This is a genomic window from Kordia antarctica, assembly GCF_009901525.1.
GTDB lineage: Bacteria > Bacteroidota > Bacteroidia > Flavobacteriales > Flavobacteriaceae > Kordia > Kordia antarctica.
Genome location: NZ_CP019288.1, coordinates 1,321,779 through 1,334,520, shown reverse-complemented (window position 1 = coordinate 1,334,520; position 12,742 = coordinate 1,321,779). Strand labels below are relative to the sequence as shown.

Below are 12,742 nucleotides of genomic sequence, written 5' to 3'. Positions count from 1 at the left end.
ATGATATTTATAAATAACAGTTAAAGATTATTTAATTGCTTGATAAAATAAGAGGGTTTTATACCAGTTTTTTTAGAAAAAGCATTTGAAAACGACTGCGAATTAGCATATCCAATTTCTTCTGCGATGGATTTTATTGCATACTTCCGAAACCTTTTGTCTTTCTTCAACTTAGTAATTACATAATCAATCCTTAAATCATTAATATACGTATTAAAAGATTTCTCCATACTTGAATTGACAACTTTAGATAGATAAGAAGAATTTGTTTGTAGCAAATTAGCGACTTTACTAAGAGTTATTCCTGGTTCAAGGAACTTTTCTTCTTTTTCGAAGCGTTGTAATTTTCTTAAAATAATATTAGTAACATCATCAGCTATCTTTGTATTATTTTCAGTTAGATTACTTTTTTCTACTTTCCTCTCTTGATTAATAAGTTCATCAAATCTTCTCTTGTATAATTTTTCTCTATACTTAATGAAGTAGATTGACCCTAGAATGATTAATAACCCAATAATTATTAATATGGTTATTATGTAAGAAGATTTTTTTTTCTGATTACTGAGCTTTTCTAGTAGATTTTGCTTATCATTTTTAAGAATTGCAGTATCATATTTCTTAATTATATTTTCACTAATATATTTAAAATCACTATCTAAAACACTGTCTACTTTCAATAGTTTTTCAATATAGAACAATTGATTTTGCGTGTTATTAATTGATTTTTCATAGTCAATCAAACTTTCATAAACTTGTCTCAATTCTGGAAAAACATCATTCGTTTCTTGATATATAGAATCTGATTTTTTGAAGTTCATTAAAGCTGATTCTATGTTTCCTAATTCTTTTAAACTTTGAGCTTTGTAATAGAAACACATTGCAAGCCCATAATTTTCCCTATATTTTATCGCTTCATTAAAAACATCTATTGCAGCTTCATATTCCTTTTTTTGATATTTATAAATACCTTTAGAAGTAAGAAATTCAGAATAAGAAATAGTATCTTTCAACTCAATACTGTATTTAACTCCTTTGTCAATATATATTCTTGCCGAGTCAGGGTTTTTCATTCGCAAGTAGCCATTTGCTACATTATATAAACCAATGAGGTAATCTTCTGAATGGTCTTTTTTATAATTATCTTGATTTTTTATAAAACTTAGATAATCCTTGTAAATAAGTAGTGATTCATTATAATCTCCGTACCTGCTTCTTAATGCAGCAATAGCTAACTTGATATCTTTTAATTGATTAATATTATTGTGCTTTAGTGCATACTGTTGAGCAATTAAGTAATTATCTAATGCTTTTTTATAGTTACCTTGTTCAAATAACCAAACTCCTTTTTGATTGTAACCCAGTGCAGGATAGCTTCTATGGTTACTATTTTTAGATATATATATTATGCTATCAGAATATTTTAATATTAGAGGAATGTTTTCTGAATCTATATACAAAAAAGAAATATACTTATATCCTCTAGCCATCTGTATAGAATCTTTAGCTGTACGTGCTTTTATTAAATAGGCATCTGCATATATTCTAGCTTGTTTAGGATCGTCATATTCATATTCATAGAATTTTTCTTCCAATGCTTCATAAGACTCCAAAGAAAGTGAATCGATAATTTTAAAAGTATCGTTTTGCGCTCTAGCTAAATAGCTATTGAAAGATATAATAATTAAGAGGAAAATGGTTCTCAAAACCTAAGAGGGATTATAAAGTTACTTTATGTTTTTTGCTAAATTACTATTATTTGTAAGAAATTAAGGGTTTGTAAGTAAATTATTGCTAGTGAATCTATTTTTTTATAAAGAACTGATTATTAGGTAACTAAATTTAATTCTACATGAAATTTATAAATTTAAGAACATGAAATTCATGAAAACGGTATACACTTTCTTTTAATGTATTCCTTTTGAGCATATATTTACATCAACAAAAAAAAGCTTCTACTACAAATAGAAGCTTCTTAAATAAACAAATAGACATTTGCCTACTTGAACTTAGAAAATCAAAGATAAGTATTTTTTTAATACGTATACGGCAAATGTTTATGGAGTGTAACTAATCACTTTAAAACAGTCGTGGAAACCGAAAAACGTACGAGTAGGTGTATTAAGAATAATAACCAAAATGAAAAGAGTAAGAAAATTATTTCGATTTTTATGTATCTTGACACTTGCAATGTCATTGACTAATTGTCAACATGATACTGTCGCAGAAATTCAGCAAGAGGAAGCCTTGCAAAAAGAATTTCCTTTTAAATCTAGTGTATTGTCCAAGCAAGAAGTGGAAGCCAATACAAAACTAAGTAACCAAATGAGAAGTTTAGCAACTTTACAATCTAGTAGTTTAGCCGAAAGTGTATACAACGAAACGTATAATTTTACCGTTGACACGGACGTTGTAAAGTTTGTAGAAAGTACCGAAAACGATTCACATTCGTATACATTTCCAATTAGTCGTGAAAACAATACGGGAAGTGCATTGGAGAATTTAGTATTCTCTTATAATGCAACTACCGATGATTATGAAGCAAGTTTGGTAACCTATCATTTTAATGCTTCGCAACAACAAGAATTTTTGTTAACTCAGCATGTACGCACACCGTATGAGATATCGTATGAGTCTATTGCCGTAAACTTATCAGATATAGTTGGCGAAACGTCATTGCCATGTACTACTAATTATACAGAATATCATACCACGCCCGATACGGGAGAAACTTTTGTGCATTCATCCTCTATTGGAAATGTAAACAATGAATGCGAACACGAAGATACTTCGGGAAATACAAGTTGTACAGTCTATACAATAATTACAACTGATTGCCCTGTTAGTGGAAGTTCAAGTGGATCACCTAGTAGTTCAAGTAATTCGCCTACTGGTGGCGGAAACAACTCAGGTAATATATATATACCTCCAACAACTCCTGATGAAATACCTAATGTAGTGACTTCGCCTGTTTCAAAAGATTTGGTTATGGAATTAACAAGTCAATTAGATGATATATTTGGAATAGGAAATTGGGAGACAAACCCAACGAATGATATTGAAAATACAATTCAATTAAACAGCATAGATGAATTAATAGAACTCAGAAATAGAGTCGTTAGTGGTACTTTTGAAACTGTTGCATCTGAACCTGTAGCTGGACAAAGTTCATTTAGAATAGATACAAATTCCATAAGTGTTAGTAGTTTTCCAGATGTCGATATAGTTACGCAAGCTAAAATCGAAATACCTAATAGCACTAATGGCTTAACTAGAATGAGAGTAATTAATGTAGGTTCTGATTTAGATGGACTAACTCTTTTTTATGATTGGACTCAAATTAGTAGTGAGAACCCAGATGATGGGAATGGACCAGCAATTACGGTAAACGGTAACTTAACTACAATAGAAATTATAGGAAGAATGGACTTTGAAGTTAGTATCTTAGGTTTTAAGTTTACGGGAAAAGACTTAATCAAAGTTGTGCTAGTTTATGATAATATACTTAATGAATTTCAACCACAGTTAAGTGGAATATTTTATATATAAAAAATTAAAATAATGAAAACAAAATACGCACTTATTTTTTTATGCTTTATACTATTTGCTTGTAACCCAACATACATGCCATTTGAGAGTAAAAAAGATAAAAAAAAGAATGTTAGTTTAATCAAAACTAAACTTAATCTAACTAACAAAGAATATTCAATAATTAAAAATGAAGATTCTGTTCTTTATTCTCTCTCTTTGTCAGTTGGAAAAGATGAAAAAATAAGTCGTATTGAAAGGCGTTTAGATTCTTTTATCCAAAAAAAGTATACTCAAAAAGAGCTTATCGCAATTCTCAAAATAGATCGTAACCTACCAAATAGAGATTTGGAGTTTTCAAGAAGTAAAAAATCTACTACTTTGAATATAAAAGACATGAAAGAACTTAGAGAGTTTATGAACAATGGCGGGAAAGAAAAGTTAATGGATAGTATCTTTGGTATTAAGTTTAAAGATTCTATTAAAAAACAGAAACAATAATCACCTAATTAAATAAATCATGGAAAACAGTATTGAAGCATTTAGTATTATAATTGTTATTTATCAAATCTTTGCAATTGCATTTATCATTACTGCAATTGTTTTAGGAATAAAATTAGTTTTAAAACTTTTAAAACTCATGGATTCACAAACAAACTTAAACAATGAAAGACTAGAAAAGCTGAGAAACGAATAATCCATTTTATATATAGTATATATTCACTTTTTTTTCATAATTACCTTTAAAAGCCATGCTTTGATTAGCACGGACAGCTATACGCATGGCTTTTTTTAACCTACAAAACACAATGGAAACAAAAATTCAAGAATTTAGTTTGAGCATGTTTGCAGTACAAATTATTTTAATTGTAGTTAGTATACTAGTGGTTTTTATTATTGCCAAACTGTGCTATGAAAAGTATAAAAACATACAGTTTAATGAAACAGCTTTACAAACTAAACATACATTGAAACATCAACAATAGCAGTATGCTACAATTTGAATCGCTACATATTGAAAATTTATCGCTCCAATTAGTTGGAAAAGAACAATTACTAAAAAGCATTAACATTCAGTTTTTCAAAAATCAATGCATTGCTATTGTTTGCGAAAGCGAATATGAAAAAAATATACTTGTTCAAATTTTACAAAAAAAGGAAGCTTATCAAAATGGAAGCGTAACCATTAACAATCAAATTTCACTTAATAAGGTTAACACAAAAGATTGGCGTAGTATACTTGGAATCGTTCCAAAAAATATAAAGATTTTCAATAGTCACGTACTTGATAATATCATATTAGAAGAACATACAATCTCTCATAAAATACATGCCTTTGAAGATATTGAGGCGTTTATACAAGAATACGGTTTTGAAAATTTCATACAAAGCTTGCCACAAGGATATACAACTATTTTAGGAGAAAATGGCATGCAATTATCGGGCGGACAAAAACAAATATTAGCACTCATTAGAGTACTATACAAAAAACCACAATTATTAATTCTGGACGAGTTTACTTCGGCAATGGATAGAAACACCGAACACTTTGTGTTGCAATTGTTAAAACGCTTAAAATATAAAATCAGCATCATATTTATATCACACCGACTGCATTCATTAAAACAAATAGCAGATCACATTTACGTGATTGAAGATGGACAAACAATTGTACATGGAAGCCACAAAGAACTGCTAAGAACCGCTAATTTTTATAGTGATTTTTGGACAGACATTTTACAAGAAAAAGATACCATTAAGTTGATTTTATAACAGAGTTTATTACCCAAACCAAAAACTATTTTAATGTTGTTAATAGCCATTAATACACATAAAAATAGATATGGAAGAAACAAATACGAATTTTATAATCGGCTTAATTATAGTAGGTTTCATGTTGATGATAGCCGTTATAGTTTTATACTTTTCGTTTAAGGAATCAAAAAAGAGAAATGAAGTTGATGATGAAATTGAAGAAGAATTGAAGAAGAATAAATAGGTCTTTGGTTGGAAAATATATAAAAGTAACATACTGCACATAATTTTCTTTGAAAATTATGGAGAAATAACACTGAGGTTCGGAGGCTAAAGGTGTTACTAGGTATGTTAAATTTGAGGTCTTAGGGTGACCATTCAAAGCGGCAGTAGGTTAGCTGTCGCTTTACTTCGACTTCGCTCAGTACAGGTGTTTTTTTTAGATTTCTAATATTACAATAGAATGAAGATTCCCGTTTTCACGGGAAGTAAGTATAACATACCGCAATACAGCTTTCTTTTTTAAAGTTTTGGGGTTACGTAGTACTTTAAAGATTCCCGTTTTCACGGGAACTAGATGTTATGATTGGGTTGAGTAAAGCCCATGTCTAATTCTTTGTTGTTTTTAGACAGGCAAGACGGTACTAGGTTTGGTCGAGGTTGGTTGTACCTAGCCGTTTTGTTATCATAAATTATGAGAACGAATGTAGTGCTAATAAAAAGAGATTCCCAATAGGTTGCTGAGTATGCCGAAGCACGTGGGAAATGAATACGTCTAAAGGAAATCAGTTTGGGGAAGCTGAAGTAATGAGTGCAGAAGATTAAGAATCTAATATCAAACGACTTTAATTTAATTATAGTGGATTAAATAATTTAATTTTTCTTGATGTATGTGCAATTTACTATTTAGACTAGGGTAGGGTGGTCTTACTTTGTAAGACTGCTTTACTTTTTTAAAATAAATAATTAACGAGATTCCCGTTTTCATGGGAAAGAAAATAGTTACCCGTTTTCACGAACAATAAATATGAATACTAAACGAGCAATATTTATCAAAGGGTTTGTTATTGGATTTTTATCCGCAGCAATATTCTTATCAATATCAATACTAGTGTTAGTAGGTATTTATCTATTTGTTGAATCCTAAATTTGCCCCTTTCCCTAAAATTCCCCGATTTTTTCAGAATGTTATCGTAAAACTAAATTATTCTGAAATGATAAAACCTCGAACGTTACTTCGAGGTTTTTGATTTTACAGATATAGTACACTTGGTGATTTCGTTTGTTCAGCAGGAACTAACTCCGCATATTTTTTAGGATTGATCTTTTTAAATTGTTCTTCCCAAACAATATGGTAGCCACTTCCGTAGCGTCCTCGACTTTGCATTAAATAGTCTTTAACTTCAATAATAGCATCTACAATATGCATCCATTTTTGGTCGCCTTTAAAGCTTCCTTGTTTGGTTACTTCAAATATGAGTATAAAAGAAATGTTTGGATATTTTTTTAAGAAACGATCTTCAAACTCATGTGGTTTAATTTTAGTTCGATCAATGTAGCCATTAATCAAATCAATAAAGATAAATTGAAACTTTCCACTAGCGCATTCAGCATCTAAAGCTTCTAAGGTTTGAAAGTCCGAAGCTTCAGCATTTTTGTTTTTGTCGAGTCCTGCTAACGCCCACAAATCAAGTGTGTTTTTATTGTAGCCTTGATCTGCAAAATTATAGAGTACTTTTCCAAAATTAGTTAGGTACGCAGCTAACTGACATGCGCCTGCTGTTTTACCGTTTTTAGGATTTCCCGAAATACCAATTTTCATATTTATTGCAGGATTTTGTAAAAAATTTTCCCATCCATCATCAAAATGTAATGTATCAAACTCTAAACTCATTAGTTCAGCAGAGGTAAGCGTCCTTTTATTTTTAAGATTTTTCACGCTGTTCTTTGCCATTTTTCGCGTAGTATTTACCAGTATTAAATTTTGGTCTTTTCCCTGGTTAATTGCGTTTTGAATTTCGTCAGTATGAGCCTGTATAGGAAATGTTGGAATCACATCAATACTAGCTATTTCCGTTTCATATTCAGACTCATCAATAACTAAAATAGTACTACCTAAACCGTTTTTTTTTTTGAAGCGAATACACTACCACCACGTAAAAAACGATATCCTTTATTTAGTTTTCCATCTTTTCTGAGTCCTACGCATTTAATTCTGTTGGTACACAAGCTTCGAACAGGAATCGATAATCCGACAAGTTCTGGTCCAATTTTTTCAGTAGGAGCTGCAAGATAAGTTTCAAGTTCTTTTTTTGCATTAACCACATCTTTATACAATCGATTAGTTTTGGTAACTTTCTCATTTTTAAAGGAATTGTCAATACGTTTTAAAAGATTCATTGCCTTTTTTATTTCGGGTTGATAGCCTTGCATGCCAATAAATGATTTTAAAAGTGTCACGGCATAATTTACTTTTTGCTCCTTTACAAAGGTTTCCATTTCATTATACAGCTTCTTTTCTGAAAACTCAATGTCGGCATCGTCTTTTACTGGATTGACAATATCAAACAAGGCAATTACTTTTTTGTTGATCTTAGTAAACAAATCTGCATCGCTGCTCGTTTTTCGTATCGAGCGATCTAATGCGGCTTTTTGAAATGCCATATACACCAATTGTATTCTACGAAAAGTAGCCGTTTTATTAAGTCTAATAAGATTATAAAAGCGTCTTATAAGTCTATACTCGGTAGAAAAGTGATCTACCATTTTGATATCTACTGTTTTTTTGAGGATCTTTTTTTGTGGCGTAGGTTTGGAAGCTGCTGTTTTTTCTTTTGTGGCACTTGCTCTTGGATTTGGATAGTCTTTAGGGTACTTTTTATATAAGATGTTTTCTAAAGTGTCTTTTGTGAAATAAAAGTCGAGTTCAATAACTTTGTTCTTAGTGATTTCTTCAATGGAAATATAACCTGCTTCTGCCATTTGCGTATCGCCATTTAAAATAACGTATCCAAATAGCATATTAGTTTCAGTAACAATATCTGTAATATACCAATCAGAACCGCCATAGAAATAGTGCGAGTATACGGTACTTTTCTTTATAGAATCTCCTTGTGGTTCTATTGGAATTTCTGCTAGTTCTTTTTCTAGCCTTTTTACTAAAGAATCAGCAAACAAACTATTTTGTTGTGTCAATGCTTTTTGTTGATTTAAAGGCATTAATTTTTTTGTATATGTAGTAGCTTTAATCTGTTGATTTGTTGTTTTTCGTTTTTGCATTTTATGATATTTGTTATTTTTAAATTTCTTTGGAAAGCGTTTGTTTATATAATATAGTCTTGATTTTAGTTGATAGTAATTTTCTTTAGTTTACTACCTTTAATTCATAAACCAAAGCTAGTATTGTTTGTTTTTAAGAATTTCCGATGATACTTTTATGCTATTATTAATTTTAAATCTTATAGTTATGTTAGAAAAATTCAAAATTCAAATGGTTACAAATTCACATCACATTTTTGGTGGAGTAGATAGCATTATTATTCCTGATATTGACATCATAAAACCAAATGCTACTGATGATTATATTATTGTTGACATAGACGTTTTATAGCCAAATGGTAATGACGATTTTATCATTACGGATTATATTGATGGTCTATAGATTTTAATTTTACTAAAGAGGTTTTTTTGAAAGCCTCTTTTTTATGTTGCAATACTAAATTCCTTTCCAAACGCTACAATTGTTAGTTCATATAACAGGCTATTAGTAGCTATGTATTCCATCATTTTATCAAACTGCGTAAGCAAACTATGTGTTTGCATTTCTACGTGTAAATCTGTTATAGTATAGCTTCCATAGGCAGGAATTTCAAGGCTAGAAACATTCGTTTTTATATCGGCTAAAAGATGTCCTGTGGGCGTGTATATTTTGACGTTGTTTAGTGTGATAATTGAACCAGTAGTAAATCCTAAGTCAAAATGCGTGTTGTTGATGAGTTCCAAGCTAATAGTAAAACTGATTTTTTTAAGAGACAGCTTCACATCTTTGATATCTTTTGGACGCACAACAAGCTTTTGTATGATCGCCTTTACAACTTTATATTTTTTATAAGAGTAATATCCAATAGCTAACACACCAACACCTACGACTGCTAAAATTTCTTTTTTCATAGTTCGTTATTTTTTGTTTTTGTTTTAAAAAATAGCATCGGTAGTAAGTTCTATATTTATCTGTTTTGCCTGTCTTGAAGCGAGCGTAAAAACAGGTGTTACGAAAACGGAATCTTTTTCAAATTTGGCGGTGTAATCATCATCCGAATTAATAGACTCAATAAAATATGTGCCATCTTCAGAAGTTGTCGTTAGTCCAATCAAATTCCCGTTTTTGTACACAGATACTTGTGCTTCTACGGCATTTGTAACACTATTATCATGTATATTTCGTTCGGTTACTTTTCCATAGATTTTCGCTTGCCCATCGATTAAACTCAAATCGATATCAATGAACTCTTTCTTTTTTTTTGGCTTGACTCCAATCATAACACTATGCAATTTTATAGATCAAATACCCTAATAATGAAACTCCAATTGCTTTAGGTATCAAGCTTTTTTTTTTGGCGATGCCACCGCCCGAAGAATACCCTAAAAAATAATCACGCCAAGCAATAGGAATCTTATCTGTAATGACTTTGGTTATTTCGCCAACGGTAATCTGTCTATCATTATTCAAATCAAATACAGGGTTTACATCTGCAATGGTGCTAGCACTCAAATTGCTTGTTTGTAATACATAAGTTGAAGCTTTGCCCATAGCCACAGGAAAAAAAGTGGCTAGGTATAAATCCACGTAGCTTTTAATCTTCTTTCTATATGGATAGTAATAACTGTATACATAGTACAATTGTTCTTCCGCAGTCATAAGTGCTAACTCATCTACGGAAGTTTGTAAATCTAGTGCCGTAGTTGGCATAAATTGTATCAGTCCTGTGGCATCGCTATACGGATTTCGAATGGATGCGCTAAATGTTCCCGCTGTTTCAAAATACATAACTGCCATGAGCCAATTTGGGTCTATGTTTAACGACTGACTATAATCTTTTACAGAAGTAATAAAGCTACTTCCATACACCGTTGGTACATTTTCTTGAAATATAAGTTCCATAGTTTTAAATCTTTGCTTTAATGGGTTTGCGTGTTTTTGAAGTGCCTTTTTGTTCTTCTTCTTGATTTGTCGCTACCGCTACTAGTCCGCCAAAAAAAAGCAACCATAACCAACCATTACTTTTCTTTTTTTTCGGACCTTCTAAGTACACAGTATCTAGTTGATCGTCACGAGTTAAAAATACCTTTGTAAACTCCTGTGTTACCCTAAATTTAAAAGGCAAATAGCCTGTAAAACTTACCGTAAGTGTACTACCCTCGGGTATATCGATACTAAATATTCCATCCTCATTTGCTGCCGTACCTATACTGTTATCAATTGTTAGATACACATTGGCAAAAGGAAGTGTCTCATGGGTAATGGTATCAAATACTTGTCCTGTGATGGTAATAGTTCTAGTGTCCTTAGCACAGGTACTATTGAAATTGAATTGACTCATAATTTTTTATATTTCTTGGTTTATAACTTGATCGCTCCATACAATGCCATAGTAACACCAAAACCCACCCCAAATGGAACATCTTTCGACAATGTAATAGCGTTTATTTTCTGGCGCATAGATATCGGTTGCCACCACTTGTCCTATTTCCTGTTTATGGTTATAATTTCCGTAGAGTTCTTGGGTAGTAAGCCATGAATCATCGTTTTGCAATTCGACTTGTGGCACTTGGATTCCCGATTTTTTAGCGCAATACAGGATATCGCCAACTAGATAATAATTACTATCTAATTGTGGGTCAGAATTGTGACTAGGTGACCTTATTGCATTGTAAAACGAACTGAGTTCTGTGGTGGATAGACCGTTTAAGGTGTCTTTGAATAAATCTCTATCAAAGAGAATTTTATAGGCTTGTGCCACTAGCTTAACATCATCAATTTGAGATGCTATATCCATAAGTGCAGCTTCGTCTGTAAAAATGTCAAACTCTGGAAGCAAAAAACTAAGAAAACCATCTTTATATCCAATACGGGAAAACGATTCATGAATAATTGCTGCTGCCGTCACTACGGGATGCCCAATATTTGCCCTTGCATAACGCTCTGCTGCTAATCGTTTTAAATATGCAGGTAATTTGTACCACGCATACACCGTTGCCAAAGTTCCTACAACAACAAGCGTATTATTTTTTAAAAAATCGCCTGCCTTGCTTGCTCCTTTAGTTACTACGGCTTTTGCCAATGGGTTTCCTAGTTGACTCATATTCCTATTTTTTTAGTTACCTAAAACTGTTTTGATGGTCGCAAAGCCTGTCTCTGTACTTAGATATCCAAGTGCTTTTTTAATTTTCGATAATTCAACTAAGCGAGCCAAAACCTCCGTAGGTAGCTTACTTAGTTCCTGTAAAGCTTCGGTTTTCAAATCGATATCTAAATCGCTGTTTCCTGTTACTTTTATCATGTTTGTATGTGTTTTTAAGTGATGTTAAATTGTGTGAGTAATCCTTGTAAACTAGCTGCAAAGTCTTTGTTTTTGACAAGATTTTTGTAGAGTTTATAGATAAAATTTACGTCCAAATCTTGCACTTTACTGCTTGCTATAAAATCGATAAATTGTTTTTTATCATTCGATATATTTTGATGACTATTTCCCATTCCAATTTGCGGAGTTTGTCCGCTAATCATATGCGGAATCACAGGTGCTAAATTCTCAGCGAGTGACTTCATAGCGTCACTATCCATGAAACTTTTTTGACTCAGATTCGCTTGAAGCAAGGCAAGTTCCATGTGCTTTTCTGCCGTATTCACTTCTAATTTTAAAGAGTTGTTGACCTCTTTTAATTGGCGTTCTGACGAGCGTACATCTTTATACTCATCTTTCAATTCATCATAGCGTTCTTTTAGATCATCATATTTGGCTGTGACTGCTTCAAGTTTACTTTCCGCAGGATGCATACCCATTACATTTGCGCCCATTCCTTGATAGGGCATTTGATGATATCCGTTTTGCGTATTGGTGTTTTGTTGCACTGTTTGTTGCTGTTCCATATGTTGTGATGTATTGATATCAGTACTGAATTGAAGTGTGATAGGCTCGCCGATTGTTTTGGAAGTATTACCGTTTGGTTTTTTTAAGTATACGTGTGTACCACTTTTAAATCCCTCATTTTTTAGACCTTTTAGAAATGCGCTAATACTGTTCCATCCTTTTATAATATGATTTTTGGTAAACTCATATTTATTGACACGCATAAAAGGGTTAATCATTTTCATATTCTGAAATGATATCACAATGGCATTTTGCGCATTACTATCTAAATGATCTATAATTTGTTGCATAAAATATATTGACTTGTTGCGGTT

Annotated in this window: 16 protein-coding genes; 6 read left to right on the top strand and 10 right to left on the bottom strand. The window is 31.7% G+C overall.

Annotated elements, in window-relative coordinates:
• Nucleotides 1-20 precede the first annotated feature (20 nt).
• The gene (locus IMCC3317_RS05415) at nucleotides 21-1,703 is read right to left on the bottom strand and encodes a helix-turn-helix domain-containing protein (RefSeq protein WP_160128492.1); all 1,683 of its coding nucleotides are present in this window, start codon (nucleotides 1,701-1,703) and stop codon (nucleotides 21-23) included.
• Between the two features lie 433 nt (nucleotides 1,704-2,136).
• On the opposite strand from IMCC3317_RS05415, the gene IMCC3317_RS05410 reads away from it, so the two are divergent.
• From IMCC3317_RS05410 to IMCC3317_RS05390, 5 genes are all read left to right on the top strand, one after another.
• Nucleotides 2,137-3,546 (top strand): hypothetical protein, encoded by a 1,410-nt coding sequence (locus IMCC3317_RS05410; protein ID WP_160128491.1) that lies wholly within the window; start codon nucleotides 2,137-2,139, stop codon nucleotides 3,544-3,546.
• Between the two features lie 12 nt (nucleotides 3,547-3,558).
• On the top strand, nucleotides 3,559-4,026 hold the full coding sequence (locus IMCC3317_RS05405) for a hypothetical protein (protein WP_160128490.1): 468 nt from the start codon (nucleotides 3,559-3,561) through the stop codon (nucleotides 4,024-4,026).
• Between the two features lie 19 nt (nucleotides 4,027-4,045).
• The gene (locus IMCC3317_RS05400) at nucleotides 4,046-4,222 is read left to right on the top strand and encodes a hypothetical protein (RefSeq protein WP_160128489.1); all 177 of its coding nucleotides are present in this window, start codon (nucleotides 4,046-4,048) and stop codon (nucleotides 4,220-4,222) included.
• Between the two features lie 293 nt (nucleotides 4,223-4,515).
• On the top strand, nucleotides 4,516-5,298 hold the full coding sequence (locus IMCC3317_RS05395; protein ID WP_160128488.1) for an ATP-binding cassette domain-containing protein: 783 nt from the start codon (nucleotides 4,516-4,518) through the stop codon (nucleotides 5,296-5,298).
• 70 nt (nucleotides 5,299-5,368) lie between these two features.
• The gene (locus tag IMCC3317_RS05390; protein ID WP_160128487.1) at nucleotides 5,369-5,524 is read left to right on the top strand and encodes a hypothetical protein; all 156 of its coding nucleotides are present in this window, start codon (nucleotides 5,369-5,371) and stop codon (nucleotides 5,522-5,524) included.
• Between the two features lie 1,008 nt (nucleotides 5,525-6,532).
• Here IMCC3317_RS05390 and IMCC3317_RS05385 read toward each other — a convergent pair.
• The gene (locus IMCC3317_RS05385; protein WP_160128486.1) at nucleotides 6,533-7,234 is read right to left on the bottom strand and encodes a hypothetical protein; all 702 of its coding nucleotides are present in this window, start codon (nucleotides 7,232-7,234) and stop codon (nucleotides 6,533-6,535) included.
• A gap of 161 nt (nucleotides 7,235-7,395) precedes the next feature.
• Nucleotides 7,396-8,559: a hypothetical protein gene (locus tag IMCC3317_RS05380; RefSeq protein WP_160128485.1), complete on the bottom strand. Its 1,164-nt coding sequence runs from the start codon at nucleotides 8,557-8,559 to the stop codon at nucleotides 7,396-7,398.
• A 187-nt stretch (nucleotides 8,560-8,746) separates the two neighbouring features.
• Here IMCC3317_RS05380 and IMCC3317_RS05375 point away from each other — a divergent pair, with 187 nt between their 5' ends.
• On the top strand, nucleotides 8,747-8,890 hold the full coding sequence (locus IMCC3317_RS05375; RefSeq protein WP_160128484.1) for a hypothetical protein: 144 nt from the start codon (nucleotides 8,747-8,749) through the stop codon (nucleotides 8,888-8,890).
• Between the two features lie 92 nt (nucleotides 8,891-8,982).
• Here IMCC3317_RS05375 and IMCC3317_RS05370 read toward each other — a convergent pair whose 3' ends face one another.
• The 7 genes from IMCC3317_RS05370 to IMCC3317_RS05340 are packed head-to-tail and all read right to left on the bottom strand — an operon-like array spanning nucleotide 8,983 to nucleotide 12,718.
• A complete protein-coding gene (locus tag IMCC3317_RS05370) occupies nucleotides 8,983-9,450 on the bottom strand; it encodes a hypothetical protein (protein ID WP_160128483.1) in 468 nt (155 codons plus the stop codon).
• Between the two features lie 24 nt (nucleotides 9,451-9,474).
• Nucleotides 9,475-9,819, bottom strand: coding sequence for a hypothetical protein (locus IMCC3317_RS05365; protein WP_160128482.1), 345 nt, complete (start codon nucleotides 9,817-9,819; stop codon nucleotides 9,475-9,477).
• A 4-nt stretch (nucleotides 9,820-9,823) separates the two neighbouring features.
• A complete protein-coding gene (locus IMCC3317_RS05360; RefSeq protein WP_160128481.1) occupies nucleotides 9,824-10,441 on the bottom strand; it encodes a lysozyme family protein in 618 nt (205 codons plus the stop codon).
• Nucleotides 10,442-10,445: 4 nt separating this feature from the next.
• On the bottom strand, nucleotides 10,446-10,880 hold the full coding sequence (locus IMCC3317_RS05355; protein ID WP_160128480.1) for a carboxypeptidase-like regulatory domain-containing protein: 435 nt from the start codon (nucleotides 10,878-10,880) through the stop codon (nucleotides 10,446-10,448).
• A gap of 6 nt (nucleotides 10,881-10,886) precedes the next feature.
• Nucleotides 10,887-11,642 carry a hypothetical protein gene (locus tag IMCC3317_RS05350; RefSeq protein WP_160128479.1) on the bottom strand — a complete coding sequence of 252 codons (756 nt, stop codon included), beginning with the start codon at nucleotides 11,640-11,642 and terminating at the stop codon, nucleotides 10,887-10,889.
• A gap of 12 nt (nucleotides 11,643-11,654) precedes the next feature.
• Nucleotides 11,655-11,840, bottom strand: coding sequence for a hypothetical protein (locus IMCC3317_RS05345; RefSeq protein ID WP_160128478.1), 186 nt, complete (start codon nucleotides 11,838-11,840; stop codon nucleotides 11,655-11,657).
• Between the two features lie 14 nt (nucleotides 11,841-11,854).
• A complete protein-coding gene (locus IMCC3317_RS05340; protein ID WP_160128477.1) occupies nucleotides 11,855-12,718 on the bottom strand; it encodes a hypothetical protein in 864 nt (287 codons plus the stop codon).
• Between the last annotated feature and the right edge of the window lie 24 nt (nucleotides 12,719-12,742).